16 protein-coding genes are annotated in these 20,943 nt (G+C 72.6%); 12 read left to right on the forward strand and 4 right to left on the reverse strand.

The features are described from left to right. Nucleotides 1-81: 81 nt before the first annotated feature. From ABZ354_RS04860 to ABZ354_RS04870, 3 genes are all read left to right on the forward strand, one after another. Nucleotides 82-693, forward strand: coding sequence for an SAV_6107 family HEPN domain-containing protein (locus ABZ354_RS04860; RefSeq protein WP_358652959.1), 612 nt, complete (start codon nt 82-84; stop codon nt 691-693). 361 nt (nt 694-1,054) lie between these two features. Beyond that, nucleotides 1,055-1,825, forward strand: a complete 771-nt coding sequence (locus tag ABZ354_RS04865; protein ID WP_358652961.1) for a methyltransferase — start codon at nt 1,055-1,057, stop codon at nt 1,823-1,825. Between the two features lie 277 nt (nt 1,826-2,102). Beyond that, nucleotides 2,103-2,495, forward strand: a complete 393-nt coding sequence (locus ABZ354_RS04870) for a DUF3040 domain-containing protein (protein ID WP_358652963.1) — start codon at nt 2,103-2,105, stop codon at nt 2,493-2,495. A gap of 528 nt (nt 2,496-3,023) precedes the next feature. Here ABZ354_RS04870 and ABZ354_RS04875 read toward each other — a convergent pair. The 4 genes from ABZ354_RS04875 to ABZ354_RS04890 all read right to left on the reverse strand — a co-directional run bounded on the left by ABZ354_RS04875 (nt 3,024) and on the right by ABZ354_RS04890 (nt 8,624). Then, nucleotides 3,024-5,411, reverse strand: a complete 2,388-nt coding sequence (locus tag ABZ354_RS04875) for a DUF3488 and transglutaminase-like domain-containing protein (RefSeq protein ID WP_358652965.1) — start codon at nt 5,409-5,411, stop codon at nt 3,024-3,026. Then, on the reverse strand, nt 5,408-6,781 hold the full coding sequence (locus tag ABZ354_RS04880) for a DUF58 domain-containing protein (protein WP_358652967.1): 1,374 nt from the start codon (nt 6,779-6,781) through the stop codon (nt 5,408-5,410). The genes ABZ354_RS04875 and ABZ354_RS04880 overlap by 4 nt, the downstream gene beginning before the upstream one ends. After that, nucleotides 6,781-7,818, reverse strand: coding sequence for a MoxR family ATPase (locus ABZ354_RS04885; protein WP_358652969.1), 1,038 nt, complete (start codon nt 7,816-7,818; stop codon nt 6,781-6,783). Before ABZ354_RS04885 ends, ABZ354_RS04880 begins: the two co-directional genes overlap by 1 nt. Before the next feature lie 260 nt (nt 7,819-8,078). Next, complete coding sequence (locus ABZ354_RS04890; protein ID WP_358652971.1) at nt 8,079-8,624, reverse strand: carbonic anhydrase; 546 nt, start codon at nt 8,622-8,624, stop codon at nt 8,079-8,081. A 430-nt stretch (nt 8,625-9,054) separates the two neighbouring features. On the opposite strand from ABZ354_RS04890, the gene rsmH reads away from it, so the two are divergent. From rsmH to murG, 9 genes are all read left to right on the forward strand, one after another. Beyond that, a complete protein-coding gene (gene rsmH, locus ABZ354_RS04895) occupies nt 9,055-10,011 on the forward strand; it encodes a 16S rRNA (cytosine(1402)-N(4))-methyltransferase RsmH (protein ID WP_358652972.1) in 957 nt (318 codons plus the stop codon). Between the two features lie 139 nt (nt 10,012-10,150). Next, a complete protein-coding gene (locus ABZ354_RS04900; protein WP_358653166.1) occupies nt 10,151-10,741 on the forward strand; it encodes a septum formation initiator family protein in 591 nt (196 codons plus the stop codon). A gap of 6 nt (nt 10,742-10,747) precedes the next feature. Then, nucleotides 10,748-12,736: a penicillin-binding transpeptidase domain-containing protein gene (locus ABZ354_RS04905; protein ID WP_358652974.1), complete on the forward strand. Its 1,989-nt coding sequence runs from the start codon at nt 10,748-10,750 to the stop codon at nt 12,734-12,736. A 200-nt stretch (nt 12,737-12,936) separates the two neighbouring features. Next, a complete protein-coding gene (locus ABZ354_RS04910; protein WP_358653168.1) occupies nt 12,937-14,463 on the forward strand; it encodes a UDP-N-acetylmuramoyl-L-alanyl-D-glutamate--2,6-diaminopimelate ligase in 1,527 nt (508 codons plus the stop codon). 28 nt (nt 14,464-14,491) lie between these two features. Beyond that, the gene (murF, locus tag ABZ354_RS04915; RefSeq protein WP_358652976.1) at nt 14,492-15,898 is read left to right on the forward strand and encodes a UDP-N-acetylmuramoyl-tripeptide--D-alanyl-D-alanine ligase; all 1,407 of its coding nucleotides are present in this window, start codon (nt 14,492-14,494) and stop codon (nt 15,896-15,898) included. Further along, nucleotides 15,898-16,968: a phospho-N-acetylmuramoyl-pentapeptide-transferase gene (gene mraY, locus ABZ354_RS04920; protein WP_358653170.1), complete on the forward strand. Its 1,071-nt coding sequence runs from the start codon at nt 15,898-15,900 to the stop codon at nt 16,966-16,968. Before murF ends, mraY begins: the two co-directional genes overlap by 1 nt. After that, nucleotides 16,950-18,368 carry a UDP-N-acetylmuramoyl-L-alanine--D-glutamate ligase gene (murD, locus tag ABZ354_RS04925; protein ID WP_358652978.1) on the forward strand — a complete coding sequence of 473 codons (1,419 nt, stop codon included), beginning with the start codon at nt 16,950-16,952 and terminating at the stop codon, nt 18,366-18,368. The genes mraY and murD overlap by 19 nt, the downstream gene beginning before the upstream one ends. A gap of 74 nt (nt 18,369-18,442) precedes the next feature. After that, nucleotides 18,443-19,822 carry a putative lipid II flippase FtsW gene (gene ftsW, locus ABZ354_RS04930; RefSeq protein WP_358652980.1) on the forward strand — a complete coding sequence of 460 codons (1,380 nt, stop codon included), beginning with the start codon at nt 18,443-18,445 and terminating at the stop codon, nt 19,820-19,822. A gap of 6 nt (nt 19,823-19,828) precedes the next feature. Next, complete coding sequence (gene murG / locus ABZ354_RS04935; protein WP_358652982.1) at nt 19,829-20,923, forward strand: undecaprenyldiphospho-muramoylpentapeptide beta-N-acetylglucosaminyltransferase; 1,095 nt, start codon at nt 19,829-19,831, stop codon at nt 20,921-20,923. The last annotated feature ends 20 nt before the right edge of the window (nt 20,924-20,943 follow it).

Raw genomic sequence — 20,943 nt, forward strand, 5'->3', positions numbered from 1 at the left:
TCAGAACGGATTGTCAGTGGCATACCCCACGATGGGCCCATACGGCCACAGTGCCGTCACAGAGACGACAGGAGGTTCGTCATGGCCCATCCGTCCGCAGCCGCCGCCAGTCGGCGCCGCGCCACCGGCCCTGCCCCCTCACTGACCGGACCCGCGACCGACGTGCACCCCGTGCTGCGCGGTGCCACAGCACCGCCCGCCGCCCTCGACCTGCTCGCCCGGGCCCACGCCGCCCTGGACGAGGCCGCCTCTCTCGAAACCCCCAACGAGCGCTATGCGACGGCCCACCTCGCCGCCCTGCGCACCGCCGCCGCCGTACTGGCCGCCCGCGGCCGCCCGGCGGCCACCCCGCGCGCCCGCGCCCGCATCAGGAGCGCCTGGGAAGTGCTCCCCGACATCGCGCCCGAGCTCACCGAGTGGAGCGCGCTGTTCGCCTCGGGAGCCGCTCGCCGGGCCCGTGCGGAGGCGGGCATCCGGGGCGCGGCGAGCGGCCGGGACGCCGACGATCTGATACGCGACGTGGCGATGTTCCTGCGCCTGGTGGAGCGGATGCTCGTCCTCCAGCCGTCCCTGCCGCAGCCCCACGCGGACACGGGCCGGCCGGCTCCGCGTGGCCGGACCACCACCCCGGACCGCCCGGGCCCTCGCAGCCGGGCCGCCACCCCGGGCCGGGACATGCCGGACGTGGGCTGACGGAGCCGCCCCACCTGGACGCCGCCGGGGCGCGAGATTGTCGTCAGCAACCGGGCGACCAGGTGGGGCACTGGGGCGCCGGAGGTGACCCGCGCGGCGACCAGGTGGGGGGCATCATCAACTCCGCGGCACTGGCAGGTGGTCCGCGGCCATCGGCAGGTGGCCCGCAGCCACCGGCGGGGGTGCTGTCTGCGGCCCCGGGCGGGGTGCCGGAGGCCGTGGCCCCGCGGGCGCCGGGCAGGCAACCGGAGGCAATAGGGTGGAGGACCTGAAGCCCTGCCCGCCCGCACGCCGGTCCGGGAGGGGCACGCCGTTCGCCCCGCCGTCCACCGGGCGGTGCCGTGCCGAGGAGTCAACTGCCGTGTCGGACCCGATGCGCCCCCGCGCCTCAATCCGTACCGCCGTGGTCTGGGAGGTCCTCCAGGACGCCCTGGACCGCCGGGTCAAGGCCACGGGTCGCCAGGCGCTGGACGTCCTCGACACCGGTGGCGGCAGCGGCAAGTTCGCGGTGCCCGTCGCCCGCCTCGGCCACCGCGTCACCGTCGTCGACCCCAGTCCGAACGCGCTGTTCGCCCTGGAGCGCCGCGCCGCCGAGGCCGATGTCGCCGACCGCGTCCGGGGCGTCCAGGGCGACGCCCACGGCCTCTTCGACGTCGTGGAGCGCGGCGGCTACGACGCCGTGCTGTGCCACGGCGTCCTCGAGTACGTCGACGACCCGGCCGAGGGTGTCCGCAACACGGTCGCCGCCCTGCGCTCCGAGGGCGTCCTCAGCCTGCTCGCCGCCGGCCTGGGCGGCGCCGTGCTCGCCCGCGCCCTCGCCGGTCACTTCACGGAGGCCCGACAGGTGCTCGACGACCCGGACGGCCGCTGGGGCGAGGGCGACCCCGTGCCGCGCCGCTTCACCGCCGGGCAGCTCACCGGACTCGTCGAGGGGGCCGGCCTGAAAGTCGCCGCCGTGCACGGCGTGCGGGTCTTCGCCGACCTCGTGCCCGGGGTGCTGGTCGACACCGAGCCCGGTGCCCTGGAAGCGCTGCTGAAGCTGGAGGAGGCGGCGGCCGAGCTTCCGGCGTTCCACTCCGTGGCCACCCAGCTCCATGTGCTCGGGGAGACCCGGGCGGCGGACGAAGACTGAGCGGACCTGCGGAGTGGCCGCTGATCAGCGCGTCATCGGCGCATGCAGTAGGCCACAGGCCCCCCGAACGGAGGCATCGCGCCGTATGATCGAGGGAGACCGCCCGGCATGACGGGCCGGTCGCTGGGGAATGGAAACTTCAGTGGACCGGGACGTGCATGGCGGGTTCCGGTTGGCCAATTGGCGCAGAGGGGCGGGTTTCACGGGGGCGATTCCCTGCCTATCCTGAAGAGACCCCCCCGGGTCGCCCCGGCGACTGCACGATGAGGAGGACTCCGTGCCGCTCTCGGAGCACGAGCAGCGAATGCTCGAGCAAATGGAGCGAGCGCTGTACGCCGAAGATCCCAAGTTCGCGTCAGCGCTTGAGGGAAGCGGGCTGCGCACGTACACCCGGCGGCGGGTCTACCAGGCGGTTGCGGGCTTCCTCGCAGGTATTGCGCTCCTCATGGCCGGAATGGTCGCCCAGCAGGTCTGGCTCAGCGTCGTCGGCTTCCTCGTGATGCTGGGCTGCGCCGTACTCGCCGTGACCGGCTGGCGCAAGGCACCCAAGCCGGGTGAACAGCCGGCCGCCGGTGCCACGGCCCCGGGCCGTCAGGCAAGGCAGCGCCGCTCCATGATGGACCGGATCGAAGAGCGCTGGCAGCGGCGCCGCGACGAACAGGGCCACTAGCTCCCCAAGATGTGAAGACAGGCGTGAGGGGTGACCACCGGAACAGGTGGTCACCCCTCACGCCTGTCTGTGTCCCGCTGCTGCTTGAGCCCCGGGACCCCGTCGTCCGCCGAGGGGTACCTGTCGCCGCTCCGACGCGCCGTGCACCCCAACCGACAGGGCCGTCCCAAGCGGCCGGCCCGGGAGCGCGGGGTGCCAGCAATAACGCCACGTCGGGCCGGACCGGCTGATCAGGCCAATGCCGGCACCCCGCCGCCGACCATCACCGTGAAGCTCACGGTGCGCGGCTCGGAGGTGTTGCCGGCCACCGGCCGACCACTCGGGCCGACCAATCCGGGTCACCAATCCGGTCCGACCTGGTGGGTCCAGTCGGCCGATCACCCGCCACCCTGTCCGACCGCCAGGAGGGCCGTGCTTCCTCGGCCGACTGGCCATCCCGATCACAGCCCGGCCGACGGGTCACCCCCATCGACCGGCCACCCCCATCGATCAACGGACCCGCCCGCCCGACATCCCCCCGCTCCTGCCTCAGCCCCGCTGTCGGCCCGCCCCGCGCAGGGCCGGGCGGGTCGCGGCGGCGCGGCACTTCACGTCCGCCCACCACACCGACGTCGCCCACATCACCCGCACGGCCGAACGCGGCGCGAACACGGCGCGCAGACGTGTACCGCGACTCGTCGCCGCCGACAGACCGGCGACAGCCCGGCGGACGTCGTCCGCGAGGCCCGGCGTCGGCTGCGGCCGGGGCGCGTACAGGACCTGTTCGACGGCGCCCGCCACCCGGTGCACCGAGGCCGCGGCGTCCCCGTCGAGGTGCCCCAGCCGCACGATCCGGGCGGCAGCCCCGCGCGGCGTCCGGGACTCCTCCGGCGCGATCCCGACGTCCCACGCCGTGTCGGTCAGCTCCTGCCACACTGCCAGGGTGTGGGCCACCGCGCCCTGCGCAGAGCGGCCGTGCGCACCCAGTCGCACGGTCCGGGTTCTCAGCCGCCAGAGCATCGGTGCCAACGGGAGAGCCGTCGTGGCGAGCCCGCCCAGCACCCACAACAGAACCATCCACCCCGTCGGTCCGTCGTCGCCCGACGCGAGCACCGCCTGCGCGGACTCGGTCGGACAGCCGCCGTCCAGCCGCCTCTGCTGCACCGTGCAGCCCCCGCTGCGCGAAGGTGCTGCGGACGGTGCGGCGGACGCCGCGTCCGACGGCCCGGCCGGGTCCGGCAGGGTGCTGCCCGGGGTGTCCGGCAGCGTGTACCCCGGGGTCGTGCCGCGGCTGGGCGTCGGCTCGAAGCGGGTCCAGCCCACGCCCTCGAAGTACAGCTCCGGCCACGCGTGCGCGTCCTTCAGGCTCACCCACACGGTGCCGTCGGCCTGCGGAGTGCCCGGCGCGAAGCCCACCGCGACCCGGGCCGGTATGCCCAGCGAGCGCGCCATGGCCGCCATCGCGAAGGAGAAATGCACACAGAAGCCCTCCTTGTCGCGGAGGAAGCGGGCGATGCCCTGGGAGCCGCTGCCGACCCGCACCTCGGTGTCGTACTTGAAGCCGCCGGTGTCGGCGAAGTACTCCTGGAGCATGACCGCCTGCTCGTAGGGGTTCGCCGCGCCCCGGGTGACCCGCTGGGCCGTGCTGCTCACCACCTCGGGCAGGGAGCCCGGGAGCTTCGTGAACTCCTTCGTCACCGCTGCGGGCGGGGCCGGTGCGGAGGCCAGCTGCTTCGCGGTCGGCTGCACGTCCAGGCCGCTCACCCGGTACGTCAGGCCGCGGGTGTCCTGCCCGTGGTCGCCGACCACTGACATGCCCTCGGGCTCGTACCGCCAGTCGCCGCCGAGGCGGACGCGGCTCGGCGGGTACGGCATGGGCAGCCAGTCCTGCTCGTACGCCTCGGACGCGCGGACCGTCGTGGCGAACTCGGTGCGCCTCACCTCCGGGCCGAGGCCGGGCGGCGTGGGGAAACCGCCTTCGGGCACGGCCGTGATCTCCCGCTTGGCGGGCTTCCACGTCGTGCCGTCGAAGGCGTCCAGGGACACGATGCGCAGATAGAGACCGGAGACGTCCTTCGACTCGGTCCGCAACGTCAGCACCGGACTCTCGTCGCCCCCGTTCAGACTGTCGCGCAGGGACACCAGCGGGTTCACCGCGGAGATCGTGCCGCCGCCACCCGTGCCCGCGCCCACGCCGGTTCCACCGGTGCCCAGCAGCCCGCCGTCCATGGCGGGCAGTCCCAGCGGCGCCACCAGGGCGATGCCCAGCGCGACCACACCGATGCGCCGTCCGGTGTGCACCGGGGCCAGGGCACCCGACTCGCCGCCCCAGGTACGCGAGACGCCGCTAAAGACCCGGCCCCACTGGGAGACCCGGTCACGCCCTTCGGCCAGCAGCAGGACCAGATAGCCCGCCGCCGCGACCAGGAACGACACCCAGTCGGCGCCGCCGTCGGACAGACCCGCCGCCACCGAGTACAGCGCGAGCAGCGGCAGCCCGGCCGGGGCCGCCGTACGGAAGGTCACCGCCAGCGCGTCCACCAGCAGCCCGATCGCCAGCACACCGCCGACCACCATCAGCTTGATGCCGTCGGTCAGCGGTGCCGGGATCGCGTACCGCCCGATGTCCTTGCCGCCCTGCTGGAGCAGGTCGGCGAAGTGGGCGAAGGCCTGCGGGCCCGGGACCAGACCCGCGACCGCGTACTCGCGCGCGAAGATCACCGTCAGCAGCGCCAGCGTCACCAGCGCCTGCACCGCGACGGTCAGCGGGCGGGCCAGCGGCACCCGGCGCGTCACCATGCCCACGCCCGTCTGCACCGCCAGCAGGAAGGCCGCCCGGAAAATCCACGAGGCCGGCTGCACCAGGGGCAGCAGGGTGCAGGCGGTCGTCAGCGTGGCCACCCAGGCGCACAGCGCCAGTCGTGCCCGACCGCTCATGACCACGCCTCCCCGTCGCTCCCCGCGACGACACCGGTCCGTTCCCGGTCCGCCTGCTGCCACAACTCGGCCGCCGGGGCGCCCCGCGGCACGGCCACGGCCGTCCAGCCCGCCTCGCGGAGCATCCGCAGCCGCTCCCCGTGCTGCTGCAACGGCCCGGCCGCGTCGCCCGGTTCCCGCCCCCAGACGCCGCTGTCGAGCAGGAAGGCGACCGCGGCACCGCTGCGGTGCCGCATCCGCGCGAGCACCGCAGCCTGTGCGTCGTCCAGGTCGCCGATGAAGGCGACCAGCAGCCCTTCGATCCCGCCCCGCAGCACGTCGTACGCGCGGGACAGCCCGGCGCCGTCGGAGTGGTCGATCACCGCGAGGGTGTCCATCATCATCCCGGCCGCGTCCGCCGCCTCCTGACTGGCGCCCGCGAAACCGTCCGAGCCCTCGCCCGGCACCGAACTGCCGGTGTCCGTCAGCAGCCGCACCGAGAAACCCCGCTCCAGCATGTGCACCAGCACGGACGCGGCGCCCGACACCGCCCACTCGAACGCCGAGTCTGGACCCGCGCCCAGGAAGGCGACGGCCCGCGTGTCCAGCAGCACCGTGCAGCGGGCCCGCTGCGGCTGCTCCTCGCGGCGCACCATCAACTCGCCGTGGCGCGCGGTGGAACGCCAGTGCACGCGGCGCAGGTCGTCGCCGTAGCGGTACCCGCGCGGGATCACGTCGTCCTCACCGGCCAGCGCCAGGGAGCGCTGCCGTCCGTCGCCGTATCCCTTGGCATCGCCGCCCAGCCGCACCGACGGCAGGGGCTCCACGCGCGGGATCACCGTCAGCGTGTCGTACGCCGAGAAGGACCGGGTCAGCTCGCACATCCCGAACGGGTCGGTCAGCCGCAACTGCAAGGGGCCCAGCGGATAGCGCCCGCGCAGGTCGGACCGGACCCGGTAGGACACCTCGCGCCGGCCGCCCGCCTCGATCCGGTCCAGGACGAAGCGCGGGCGCGGACCGAGCGCGTACGGCACCCGGTCCTGGAGCATGAGCAGACCCGTGGGCAGCCGCGAGACGTTGTCCATCCGCAGATGGACCCGGGCCTCGCCGCCGGCGGGCACGCGCGCGGGGGAGAGCCGGCGGCTGCCCGTGACCCGGTGCCGCGTGCGGTACAGCACCGTCACGCACACCAGCGGCAGCACCGACAGCAGCAGCCCGACCCGCAGCAGGTCGCTCTGGCCCAGGACGTACGCGCACACGGCCGCCGCGATCCCGGCGGCCAGGAAGGACCGGCCGCGGGTGGTCAGGCCCGACAGGGCCATACGGAGGCCGCCCGGGTCGCCGCCCCGGCCCTCCGCGAAGAGTGCGCTCCCGGGGGCCGCGGAGGTCATCACAGCCTCCGCGGCTGCTGCCGGCCGTACACCGGGGTGCCGGGGCCCTGGCCGTAGTCGCCCAGCGGGCGCTGGGCCGCGGGCACCGGGGTGCGCTGCAGGATCTCCTGGACGACCTGCTCCGCCGTGCGCCGGTTGAGCTGGGACTGGGCGGTGGGCAGCAGGCGGTGCGCGAGGACGGCCACGGCGAGTGCCTGGACGTCGTCCGGCAGTGCGTACTCCCGGCCGCCGAGGGCCGCGGACGCCCTCGCCGCGCGCAGCAGATGCAGTGTCGCGCGCGGCGAGGCGCCCAGTCTCAGGTCGGGGTGGGTGCGCGTGGCGGCGACGAGGTCCACCGCGTACCGCCGGACCGGTTCGGCGACGTGCACGCCGCGCACCGCCTCGATCAGCTTGAGGATCTCGTGCGCGTGCGCCACCGGCTGGAGGTCGTCCAGCGGGTTGACCCCGCCGTGCACGTCGAGCATCTGCAGCTCGGCCTCCGCGCTGGGGTAGCCGATGGAGACGCGCGCCATGAAGCGGTCGCGCTGCGCCTCGGGCAGCGGGTAGGTGCCCTCCATCTCGACCGGGTTCTGCGTCGCCACCACCATGAACGGGCTCGGCAGTTCGTACGTCCTGCCGTCGATGGTGACCTGCCGCTCCTCCATGGACTCCAGGAGCGCCGACTGGGTCTTGGGCGAGGCGCGGTTGATCTCGTCGCCGATCACCACCTGGGCGAAGATCGCGCCCGGCTTGAACTCGAACTCGGAGCGCTGCTGGTCCCAGATGGACACTCCGGTGATGTCCGACGGCAGCAGGTCCGGCGTGAACTGGATGCGGCGCACCGAGCAGTCGATGGACCGCGCCAGCGCCTTGGCCAGCATCGTCTTGCCGACGCCGGGGACGTCCTCGATCAGCAGGTGTCCCTCGGCGAGCAGCACGGTCAGCGAGAGCCGTACGACCTCCGGCTTGCCCTCGATCACGCTCTCCACCGACCCCCGCACGCGCTCCACCACGGCGGTCAGATCAGTGAGGCTCGCTCGATCGTCATAGGTCGTCACCCGGCCCTCCTCGGCCCTTCCCCGCGCTCACAGGGGAGCAGGGGGTACCCCAAATTGCCCGGGCCGACGCTCTGTGGTGCGGACCGGCCCACCCCGAACACGGACACCACGCGTGAAAGGTTCCACGTGGTGCCACACCCGCATTCTTGCTGCCGTTACCGATTCGTGTCACTCGCCTGTGGACAACTGACTGCGACATGTCGGGTCTTAGGGCTTTTCCCGCGATGTGCGGTGTGCCGTATTCGGGGTGGGTGGCCCGGTCAGTCGGGGTGGACCTCGGTCAGCAGGCCCGTCTTCACGTCGAACACGAAGCCGCGGACGTCCTCGGTGTGCAGCAGGAACGGCGAGGTGCGGACACGCTGCATGGACTGGCGTACGTCCTGCTGGGCGTCCCGGAAGGCCTCCACCGCCCAGGCGGGGCGCTGGCCGACCTCCATCTCGAGGTCGTGCCGGAAGTCCTCGGTGAGGGACTCCATGCCGCAGTTGGTGTGGTGGATGAGGACCACGCTGCGCGTGCCGAGGGCGCGCTGGCTGATGGTGAGGGAGCGGATCACGTCGTCGGTGACGACGCCGCCCGCGTTGCGGATGGTGTGACAGTCGCCGAGTTCGAGGCCGAGGGCGGCGTGCAGGTCGAGCCGCGCGTCCATGCAGGCCACCACGGCGACGCGGAGCACGGGGCGGGCGTCCATGCCGGGGTCGGTGAACGCGGCGGCGTACCGCTCGTTCGCCTCGACGAGCCGGTCGGTCACAGCGTCGGCGTCTGTGGCGCCCTGGGAACCTGCGGGTACCGATGCAGAAGTCGTCATACTCACGACGTTAGCTGGTCGCCTTCGGTCGAGGCTCGCCGTGAGACGGGACAAAGAGCGTCATTGATCGTTGTTGTGAGCTACCCCATAGGGCGGCCGGGCTGCCGCCGGACGGGTGAATCCTCCGGTGATTTCCCGTGCCGAAGGATTTGCGGCCGCCCCGGGGGGCGACGCGCTGGCCGGTTGATTGACCGGGCGACAGGGTGGACTAAAGTGACGCGAAGCGGGAGGCGAGGCTCTCCCTGCTGGACTGAAACTTCCCGGAGAATCCGGCACGACGTCCGGATTTCTCCCCACGTGCGCGGCGCGTACGTACGGCTCGGCCTCTCCGCTCCCGGCCGGCCGACGCTTCCGGCGCCGGCCGGTCTCCCCTCGGCGCGCGGGCGGGACCCGGCCGTGCGGACGGGCTCTGCCGATCTGAGAGGGCCCCTTGAGTCAGAGTCGACACGTTCCGGTCATGCTCCAGCGGTGCCTGGATCTGCTGGCGCCCGCCCTGGAGGGCCCGGGAGCGGTCGTCGTCGACTGCACCCTCGGTCTCGGCGGCCACAGCGAGGCCCTGCTGGACCGGTTCCCCGGGGCGCGGCTCGTCGCCCTCGACCGGGACAAGGAGGCGCTGCGGCTGTCCGGCGAGCGGCTCGCGCCGTACGGGGACCGCGCCACCCTGGTGCACGCCGTGTACGACGAACTCCCCGAGGTGCTCGACCGGCTCGGCATGCCGCGCGTGCAAGGCGTCCTGTTCGACCTCGGTGTCTCCTCCATGCAGCTCGACGAGGCCGGCCGCGGCTTCGCCTACGCGCAGGACGCGCCGCTCGACATGCGCATGGACCAGACGACCGGGGTGAGCGCCGCCGAGGTCCTCAACACGTACCCGCCCGGCGAACTCGTCCGCATCCTGCGCGCGTACGGCGAGGAGAAGCAGGCCAAGCGGATCGTGTCCGCCGTCGTACGCGAACGCGCGAAGGAACCCTTCAGCAACAGCGCACGGCTGGTCGAGCTGATTCGCGACGCGCTGCCGCAGGCCGCCAAGCGCACCGGCGGCAACCCGGCCAAGCGCACCTTCCAGGCGCTGCGCATCGAGGTCAACGGTGAGCTGGCGGTCCTGGAACGGGCCATTCCGGCCGCCGTGAAGGCCCTGGACACCGGCGGGCGGATCGCCGTGCTGTCGTACCACTCCCTGGAGGACCGGCTGGTCAAGCAGGTCCTCGCGGCCGGCGCCGCCAACACCGCGCCGCCCGGGCTGCCCGTCGTGCCCGAGCGCTACCAGCCCCGGCTCAAGCTGCTGACCCGTGGTGCCGAACTTCCCACCGAGGAAGAGGTCGCGGACAACCGCAGGGCCGCGCCGGCCCGTCTGCGCGGGGCGGAGCGCATCAGGGAGGACGTGGAGTGAGCCTGATGCCGCAGGGTCGGTTCGGGAAAACGGACTCGGGGGAGGGCGCGTGAGCAGGAGATCCCCGCTCAGTGGAAAACCGCAGTCGAGCGCGAAGCGCCGTCCGGGCGCGAAGGCGGCGCCGGCCGGGAAGCCACTGCTGCGCGGGAAGCCAGAACTCAAGGGAAGGGCGGCCCGGCTCGCGCGGCTCTTTCCGACCGGACCGGGCGGCAGGGGCACCCAGGCGGCCCGCACCCCGTTCGTGCTGCTCGTGGTCGTGCTCCTCGGAGGTGGCCTCATCGCCCTGCTGGTGCTGAACTCCGCCCTGAGCGCGGGCTCGTTCCGGCTGGACGACCTGGAGCGGCAGACCACGGACCTCACCGACGAGGAGCAGGCCCTCCAGCGGGACGTCGACGCCTACTCCGCCCCCGACGCCCTGCAGCGCCGTGCCCGCGACCTCGGCATGGTCCCCGGCTCCGACCCGGCCTTCCTCGGCCCCGACGGCAGGGTCAAGGGCGTACCCGGCCCCGCCGCGGTCCCCCAGACGGACGGCAGTGAGCGGCTCGTCCTCCCGCCCGACGGCACGTCCGCCGACGGCCCGCCCGCCACCACGCCCACGACCGGTGCCGCCGCGGACACCGCCACGACCGTGCCACCCGAGGGCGCGCCCGGCCGGGCATCCGCCGACCCGGCCGACGACTCCATGTCCTCCCCCACACCGACCGCCACGACCTCGACCCCCGGCAGGTGACGGAAAGTGTCCGACAGGGAACCGCCCCGCCGCCGTGTGCCCGGGCCCGCCGGCCCCGCTCATCCGGGCCGCCCCGGCGGCGCCCGGCCCCGGGGAGCGGGGGACCACCCGGCCGCGCACCCGCGTCCGGCCGCCCGCCGCCCCGGCCCGCCCCGCCCGGCCTCCCCGCGCGTCATCCGGCTGGGCAGCCCCCGCCCCCGGCTGCGCCTGCTGGGCGTGGCGCTCACCCTCGTACTGACCGCCTTCACGCTGCGGCTGCTCCAGGTGCAGGCCGTCGACGCGAGCACCTACAGCGCGAAGGCCGAGCAGAACCGGTACGTCGTGCACACCCTGGCCGCCGAGCGGGGCGGCATCACCGACCGCAACGGCGTCGATCTCGCGGCGAGCGTGGACGCGTACGACATCACCGCCGACCCGACGATGTTCACGCGGAAGCTGCTCGGGATCGGTGACGGGCCCGAGCAGGCGGCGGCGCTGCTGGCGCCGATCCTCGGTGTCGAGGAGGCCGACCTGGTGAAGAAGCTGCGCCCCGCGAAGAAGGACCTGCGCTACGTGCGGCTCGCCCGCAGCCGCACCCCGCAGGTCTGGAACCAGATCAAGGACCTCAAGAGCGCGCTCGCGAAGAAGTCCGGGACGGACAAGGACACGGTCAACGCGCTCGCGGGTGTCTTCGCCGACCCCAGCAGCAAGCGCGTGTACCCCAACGGCGACCTCGCCGCCGGGATACTGGGCTGGGTCAACAGCGAGGGCAGGGGCGGCGGCGGCATCGAGTCCCAGCTCGACAAGCAGCTCACCGGGAAGCCGGGACAGGTCCGCTACGCCCAGTCCGGCGGCAGGCAGGTCCCGACCGTGGACGCCGACGAGACGCCCGCCGTGCCCGGCAGCGACATCGAGCTCACCATCGACCGCGACATCCAGTGGGCCGCGCAGAACGCGATTGCCGAGCAGGTGAAGAAGTCCAAGGCGGACCGCGGCTACGTGATCGTGCAGGACACCAGGACCGGCGAGATCCTCGCCATGGCCAACGCGCCCGGCTTCGACCCCAACGACCTGTCCGCGGCCAGCCCCGAGACGCTCGGCAACGCCGCCCTCCAGGACGCCTTCGAACCCGGCTCCACCGCCAAGGTCATGTCGATGGCGGCCGTCCTGGAGGAGCACGCCGCCACGGCCATGACGCACGTCGTGGTGCCCAACCGGCTGCACCGCGGCGACCGGCTGTTCAAGGACGACGTCGACCATCCGACCTGGTACCTGACGCTCAACGGCGTCCTCGCCAAGTCCAGCAACATCGGCACGATCCTCGCCACCGGGCAGCTCGGCACGACGCAGCGGCAGTCCAACAAGATCCTCTACTCGTACCTGCGCAGGTTCGGCCTCGGCAGTCCCACCGGGCTCGGCTTCCCCGGCGAGACCCAGGGCATCCTCGCCCGGCCCGAGGAGTGGTCCACCTCGCAGCAGTACACGATCCCTTTCGGCCAGGGCGTCTCCATCAACGCGATGCAGGCGGCGTCGGTCTACTCGACCATCGCCAACGGCGGCGTACGCGTCGAACCCACCCTGGTGCGCGGCACCCGGGGCGCCGACGGGCGCTTCACACCCGTCCCGCGGCCCGAGAAGACGCGGGTCGTGAGCCCGAAGACGGCGAAGACCCTCGCCGAGATGCTGGAGTCGGTGGTGGACGACGAGGAGGGCACCGGCGCCAAGGCGCGCATCGCCGGCTACCGCGTGGCGGGCAAGACCGGCACGGCCAACCGTGTCGATCCGGCCACCGGCAAGTACCACGGCTACACCTCGTCGTTCGCCGGATTCGCGCCCGCCGACAAGCCCCGGATCACCGTCTACTGCGCCATCCAGAACGCCACGAAGGGCAGTTACTTCGGCGGCCAGATCTGCGGACCGGTCCACAAGCAGGTCATGCAGTTCGCCCTCAAGACCCTCCAGGTCCCCCCGACGGGCGCCGGTGCCGCCCGACTCCCCGTCACCTACCAGCCCTGATCAGCCCGCACTCCTGACCGGTCGCGTACGGTCAGCACGGAACCACCCAGGAACAGCTCGTGACAACGCTCACCCCCGATCCCGACCCCGGGAACCGGAACGGCCCCGGCCCCTCGCTTCGCTCCCGGCCGGGTGCGCCGGGTACGCTCACCGCCGTGCCACACGCTGATCAGTCCGAAACCACCCAGAAGGGCCACCCCGTGACATATCCGGGACCGCCCCGGCCGGAGCGGGTCACCGCCACACCCCTCGCGGAACTCGCCGGTCAGCTGGGTGCCGAGCAGCCGGAGACCGACCGTACGGTCGAGATCTCGGGCATCACCCACGACTCGCGCGCCGTCCGCCCCGGTGACCTGTACGCCGCGCTGCCGGGCGCCCGTCTGCACGGCGCCGACTTCGTCACGCAGGCCGCCGGCCTCGGCGCGGCGGCCGTGCTCACCGACCCCACGGGTGCCGAACGCGCCGCCGCCACCGGCCTGCCGGTACTGGTCGTGGCCGACCCGCGGGCCCGGATGGGCGAGCTGGCGGCCACCATCTACGGCCGCCCCGGGGCCGACCTGCTCCAGATCGGCATCACCGGCACCTCCGGCAAGACCACCACCGCCTACCTCGTCGAGGGCGGCCTCAGGACGGCGCATTCGACCGGCCTGATCGGCACGGTGGAGATGCGCATCGGCGACGAGCGCATCAAGTCCGAGCGCACCACGCCCGAGGCGACCGACCTGCAGGCCCTGTTCGCCGTCATGCGTGAACGCGGCACCGAGGCCGTCGCCATGGAGGTGTCCAGCCACGCCCTCGTGCTCGGCCGGGTCGACGGCTGCGTCTTCGACGTCGCCGTCTTCACCAACCTCAGTCCGGAGCACATGGAGTTCCACTCCGACATGGAGGACTACTTCCAGGCGAAGGCACAGCTGTTCACGCCGGAACGCTCCAGGCTGGGCGTGATCAACGTCGACGACGAGTACGGCCGCAGGCTCGCCAAGGAGGCCACGGTCCCCGTCGTCACCTTCTCCGCCGAGGGCCACCCGGACGCCGACTGGCGCGCCGACGACGTGCACGTCGGCCCGCTCGACTCGAAGTTCGTCGCGCTCGGCCCGGACGCCGAGCGCATCACCGCCACGTCACCGCTCCCCGGCCCTTTCAACGTGGCGAACACCCTCGCCGCGATCACCGCCCTCGCCGCCGCGGGCCTCGACCCGCACAGCGCCGCCGACGGCGTGGCCGCCGTCCCCGGAGTGCCGGGCCGGCTGGAGCGCGTGGACCTCGGACAGCCCTACCTCGCGGTCGTCGACTACGCGCACAAGACCGACGCCGTCGAGTCCGTGCTGCGCGCCCTGCACCGGGTCACGGAGGGCCAGGTGCACATCGTGCTCGGCTGCGGCGGCGACCGGGACGTCACCAAGCGCGAGCCGATGGGCGCCGCCGCGGCCCGGCTCGCCGACACCGCCGTACTGACCTCCGACAACCCCCGCTCCGAGGACCCCCTCGCGATCCTCGCGGCCATGCTCCGGGGTGCGGCATCCGTGCCGGCGCACGAGCGGGGCGAGGTCCAGGTCTTCGAGGACCGGGCCGCCGCGATCGCCGCCGCCGTCGCCCGCGCACAGCCCGGCGACACCGTGCTGATCGCGGGCAAGGGCCACGAGCAGGGCCAGGACATCGCCGGAGTGGTCCGTCCCTTCGACGACCGCCAGGTGCTTCGCGAAGCCATCAAGAAGACCCAGGGATGAAATCCCGAATGATCCAGGGGATGAACTTGTGATCGCCCTCTCCCTCGCCGAGATCGCAGAAGTCGTCGGCGGGCAGACGTACGACATACCGGACCCCTCCGTGCAGGTCACCGGGCCGGTGGTCCGGGACTCCCGCGAGGTGGTGTCCGGCAGCCTCTTCGTCGCCTTCGTGGGCGAGCGCGTGGACGGCCACGACTTCGCGGAAGCGGTCGTGACGGCGGGAGCGGCAGCCGTGCTGGCGTCCCGCCCCGTCGGCGTGCCCGCGATCGTCGTCGAGGACGTGCAGGCCGCGCTCGGCGCCCTCGCCCGTCACGTCGTCGCCCGGCTCGGCGCCACCCTCGTCGCCCTCACCGGCTCGGCGGGCAAGACCAGTACGAAGGACCTCATCGCCCAGGTGCTCGAGCGCAAGGCGCCCACGGTGTTCACGCCGGGCTCCTTCAACAACGAGATCGGGCTGCCGCTCACCGCGCTCGGCGCCACCGCCGGCACCCGGTTCCTGGTGCTGGAGATGGGCGCGCGCGGCATCGGCCACATCCGCTACCTCACCGGGCTGACGCCCCCGAAGGTCGGCCTCGTCCTCAACGTCGGCACCGCCCACATCGGCGAGTTCGGCGGCCGTGAGCAGATCGCCGAGGCCAAGGGCGAACTCGTCGAGAGCCTTCCCGAGGACGGTACCGCCGTCCTCAACGCGGACGACCCCCTCGTACGGGCCATGGCGTCCCGGACGAGGGCGAAGGTGCTTCTCTTCGGAGAGTCAGACGAAGCGGACGTACGTGCCGAGAACGTGCGACTCACGGACAGTGGACGGCCGTCCTTCAGGCTTCACACACCCTCCGGTGCAAGCGACGTGACCATGCGCCTGTACGGTGAGCATCACGTGTCGAACGCGCTCGCCGCGGCCGCCGTCGCCCACGAGCTGGGCATGTCCGCAGACGAGATCGCCGTCGCGCTCTCCGAGGCGGGCTCCCTCTCCCGCTGGCGGATGGAGGTCACCGAGCGTCCGGACGGCGTGACGGTCGTCAACGACGCCTACAACGCGAACCCCGAGTCCATGAAGGCCGCTCTGCGTGCGCTGGCGGCCATGGGCAAGGGGCGTCGCACGTGGGCGGTGCTCGGCAAGATGGCCGAGCTCGGGGACGAGGCGCTCGCCGAGCACGACGCGGTCGGACGGCTCGCCGTCCGGCTCAACGTCAGCAAGCTCGTCGCGGTCGGGGGCAGGGAAGCGTCCTGGCTGCAACTGGGCGCATATAACGAGGGTTCGTGGGGTGAGGAGTCGGTGCACGTGTCCGACGCACAGGCGGCGGTCGACCTGTTGCGCAGCGAGCTGCGCCCGGGAGACGTCGTACTCGTGAAGGCGTCCCGGTCGGTCGGCCTGGAGAGTGTCGCCGAGGCGCTGCTCGCGGCCGGTGCCGAGGGTGAGGTTGCCGCCCGATGATGAAGCAGATCCTGTTCGCAGGAGTCATTGGTCTGTTCCTCACCCTGATCGGCACACCGCTGCTGATCAAGCTGCTGGCCCGCAAGGGCTACGGCCAGTACATCCGGGACGACGGCCCGCGCGAGCACGCCAGCAAGCGCGGTACGCCGACGATGGGCGGCATCGCCTTCATCTTCGCGACGATCGCCGCGTACTTCCTCAGCAAGGTCATCACCGGCTTCCAGCCGACGTTCTCCGGACTGCTGGTGCTGGGCCTCATGGCCGGCATGGGCATGGTCGGCTTCCTCGACGACTACATCAAGATCGTCAAGCGTCGCTCGCTGGGCCTGCGGGCCAAGGCGAAGATGGCCGGCCAGCTGATCGTCGGCATCGCCTTCGCGGTGCTCTCCCTGCAGTTCGCGGACAACCGCGGCAACACCCCGGCCTCCACCAAGCTGTCGTTCATCACGGACTTCGGCTGGACGATCGGCCCGGTGCTGTTCGTGGTCTGGGCGCTGTTCATGATCCTCGCGATGTCGAACGGCGTGAACCTCACCGACGGCCTCGACGGCCTGGCCACCGGCGCCTCCGTCCTCGTCTTCGGTGCCTACACCTTCATCGGCGTCTGGCAGTTCCAGGAGTCCTGCGCCAACGCGCAGACCCTGACCAACCCCGGCGCCTGCTACGAGGTCCGCGACCCGCTCGACCTCGCCGTGGTCTCCTCCGCGCTGATGGGTGCCTGCCTCGGCTTCCTGTGGTGGAACACCTCACCGGCCAAGATCTTCATGGGCGACACCGGTTCGCTCGCGCTCGGTGGTGTCCTCACCGGCCTCGCCATCTGCTCCCGCACGGAGCTGCTGGTGGCCATCATGGGCGGCCTGTTCGTCCTCATCACCATGTCCGTGGTGATCCAGGTGGGCTCCTTCCGCCTGACCGGCAAGCGCGTCTTCCGGATGGCGCCACTCCAGCACCACTTCGAACTCAAGGGCTGGTCCGAAGTCCTCGTGGTGGTCCGCTTCTGGATCATCCAGGGCATCTGCGTGATCGTCGGACTCGGCCTCTTCTACGCGGGATGGGCAGCGCACAAGTGACCGACTGGCAGGGGAAGAACGTCACCGTCGCCGGGCTCGGCGTCTCCGGCATCCCGGCGGCCAGGGTCCTGCACGGGCTCGGCGCGCGGGTCACCGTCGTCAACGACGGCGACGACGAGCGCGCCCGCGCCCAGGCGGCCGAACTGGAGGCGCTCGGCATCACCGTGCGCCTCGGCGACGGGGCGACCCTGCCCGACGGCACCGAACTGATCGTCACCGCACCGGGCTGGAAGCCCGACAAGCCGCTGTTCGCCGCCGCCCGGCGGGCCGGCGTCCCCGTCTGGGGCGACGTCGAGCTCGCCTGGCGGCTGCGCGGCCCCGACGCCCCGCCCTGGCTCGCGGTCACCGGCACCAACGGCAAGACCACCACCGTGCAGATGCTCGCGTCGATCCTGCGGGCGGCGGGCCTGCGCACCGCCGCCGTCGGCAACATCGGCGTGTCCCTGCTGGACGCGGTCACCGGTGAGGAGACGTACGACGTGCTCGCCGTGGAGCTGTCCAGCTACCAGCTGCACTGGGCGCCCTCACTGCGCGCCCACTCCGCCGTCGTGCTGAACCTCGCCCCCGACCACCTCGACTGGCACGGCTCCATGGAGGCGTACGCCGCCGACAAGGGCCGGATCTACGAGGGCAACCGGGTCGCCTGCGTCTACAACATCGCCGACCGGGCCACCGAGGACCTGGTCCGCGAGGCCGACGTCGAGGAGGGCTGCCGCGCCGTCGGCTTCACCCTCGGTACCCCGGCGCCCTCCCAACTCGGCGTGGTCGACGGCATCCTGGTCGACCGGGCCTTCGTCGAGAACCGGCAGAAGAACGCCCAGGAACTCGCCGAGGTCGCGGACGTCAACCCGCCCGCCCCGCACAACGTCGCCAACGCCCTCGCCGCGGCGGCCCTCGCCCGCGCCTTCGGCGTACCCGCCCGGGCCGTACGGGACGGTCTGCGCGCCTTCCGGCCCGACGCCCACCGCATCGCGCACGTCGCCGACGTGGACGCGGTGGCCTACGTGGACGACTCCAAGGCCACCAACACGCATGCCGCGCAGGCCTCGTTGGCGGCGTACGACTCGATCGTGTGGATCGCCGGCGGACTCGCCAAGGGCGCCACCTTCGACGACCTCGTCACCCGGTCCGCGAAGCGGCTGCGCGGCGCCGTCCTCATCGGCCGCGACCGGGCCCTGATCCGCGAAGCCCTCGCGCGACACGCCCCGGAAGTACCCGTGGTCGACGTCGAGCGGACCGACACTGGGGCGATGCTCCAGGCCGTCCAGGAGGCACAGCGGCTCGCCGGCCCCGGCGACACGGTCCTGCTGGCCCCGGCCTGCGCCTCGATGGACATGTTCGTCAACTACAACAGGCGCGGTGAGGCGTTCGCGGAAGCCGTTCGCGAACTCGGCGCCTGACCCGGCCGCCTGAGCCGGGCGACTTCGGGAGGGACGCGTGGGACGGTCCAGGCCGGCGGACGGCGGAGGCCGCGATGCCCAGTAGCCCCAATGCCCCCGGCAGCCGTACCCGGCGTCCGCCCGCGCCGCGGGCCGGCAAGGGGTCCGTCGCCGGCCGCCTGCCGCGTGAGAACCCGGTACTCCGGCTCCACCGGCGCGCCCGCCGCGCCTGGGACCGGCCGTTGACCGCGTACTACCTGATCCTCGGCGGCAGCCTGCTGATCACCGTGCTCGGTCTGGTGATGGTCTACTCGGCCTCCCAGATCACCGCGCTGCAGATGTCCCTGTCCGGCTCGTACTTCTTCCGCAAGCAGCTCATGGCGGCCGTCATCGGCGGCGGGCTGATGTTCGCCGCCTGCCGGATGCCGGTGAGGCTGCACCGGGCGCTGGCCTACCCGCTCCTCTCCGGCGCCGTGTTCCTGATGGCGCTGGTGCAGGTCCCGGGGGTAGGGGTGTCGGTCAACGGCAACCAGAACTGGATCTCCCTCGGCGGCTCCTTCCAGATCCAGCCCAGCGAGTTCGGCAAGCTCGCACTCGTCCTGTGGGGCGCCGACCTGCTCGCCCGCAAGCAGGACAGGAACCTGCTCACGCAGTGGAAGCACATGCTGGTGCCGCTCGTGCCCGCCTCCTTCATGCTGCTCGGGCTGATCATGCTCGGCGGCGACATGGGCACGGCGATCATCCTCACGGCGATCCTGTTCGGCCTGCTGTGGCTGGCGGGCGCGCCCACCCGGCTGTTCGCGGGCGTCCTGGCCGTCGCCGGGCTCCTCGGCGCCATCCTGATCAGGACCAGCGAGAACCGGATGGCCCGGCTCGCCTGCCTGGGCGCCTCCGACCCGGGCCCCGGCGACGCCTGCTGGCAGGCCGTGCACGGCATCTACGCCCTGGCCTCCGGCGGACTCTTCGGGTCCGGACTCGGCGCGAGCGTCGAGAAATGGGGCCAACTCCCCGAAGCGCACACCGACTTCATCTTCGCGATCACCGGTGAGGAACTGGGTCTGGCGGGGACGCTGTCGGTACTCGCCCTCTTCGCGGCTCTAGGCTATGCGGGTATCCGCGTCGCCGGACGCACGGAGGACCCCTTCGTGAGGTACGCCGCGGGAGGTGTGACCACCTGGATCACGGCCCAGGCCGTGATCAACATCGGTGCGGTGCTCGGCCTGCTGCCGATCGCCGGCGTCCCCCTCCCGCTGTTCTCCTACGGGGGTTCCGCCCTGCTGCCGACCATGTCCGCCATCGGGCTGCTCATCGCGTTCGCGCGTGACGAGCCCGCTGCGCGGGCGGCGCTTGCGATGCGGCAACCCCGCTTTGGTAGAAAGCGGGGGGCCGGGGGCCCGGCGGCCAGTCGGGGTCCCCGCAGTTGGAACACGATGAGACGACGTGCCTCGTCGGCACGCTCGTCCGGAGAGCGGTGAATTTCGGTGCATGTCGTACTCGCCGGCGGAGGAACCGCGGGCCACATCGAGCCCGCGCTCGCCCTCGCGGACGCCCTGCGCAGGCAGGACCCGACCGTGGGGATCACAGCCCTGGGCACGGAGCGCGGTCTGGAGACCCGGCTCGTCCCGGAGCGGGGCTACGAGCTGGCGCTGATCCCGGCCGTACCGCTGCCGCGCAAGCCCACCCCCGAGCTGATCACCGTCCCGGGCCGGCTGCGCGGCACGATCAAGGCGGCCGAGCAGATCCTGGAGCGCACCAAGGCCGACTGCGTCGTCGGCTTCGGCGGCTACGTCGCGCTGCCCGGCTATCTCGCGGCCAAGCGCCTCGGCGTGCCCATCGTCATCCACGAGGCCAACGCCCGCCCCGGTCTCGCCAACAAGATCGGCTCGCGCTACGCCTCCCAGGTGGCCGTCGCCACTCCGGACAGCAAGCTCCGGAACTCGCGCTACATCGGCATCCCGCTGCGCCACTCCATCGCGACCCTCGACCGGGCGGCCGTACGCCCCGAGGCCCGCGCGGCGTTCGGCCTCGACCCGAACCTGCCGACGCTGCTGGTCTCCGGCGGCTCGCAGGGCGCCCGCCGCCTGAACGAGGTCGTCCAGCAGGTCGCGCCCTACCTCCAGCAGGCCGGGCTCCAGATCCTGCACGCCGTCGGCCCGAAGAACGAACTGCCGCAGGTGCACCAGATGCCGGGGATGCCGCCGTACATCCCGGTAAGTTACCTGGACCGTATGGACCTCGCGTACGCCGCGGCCGACATGATGCTCTGCCGCGCGGGCGCGATGACCGTCGCCGAACTCTCCGCCGTCGGGCTCCCGGCCGCCTACGTCCCGCTGCCCATCGGCAACGGCGAGCAGCGGCTGAACGCCCAGCCGGTGGTCAAGGCCGGCGGCGGCCTGCTGGTCGACGACGCGGAACTCACCCCGCAGTGGGTGCAGCAGAACGTGCTGCCCGTGCTCGCAGACCCGCACCGGCTGTACGAGATGTCCCGCGCCGCCGCCGAGTTCGGCCGCCGGGACGCCGACGACCTGCTCGTCGGCATGGTGTACGAGGCGATCGCCGCGCGTGCACACCGCTAGACCCGTATGACGGAAGGCAG

Origin of the sequence: Streptomyces sp. NPDC005925 (assembly GCF_040638805.1) — a bacterium.
GTDB lineage: Bacteria > Actinomycetota > Actinomycetes > Streptomycetales > Streptomycetaceae > Streptomyces.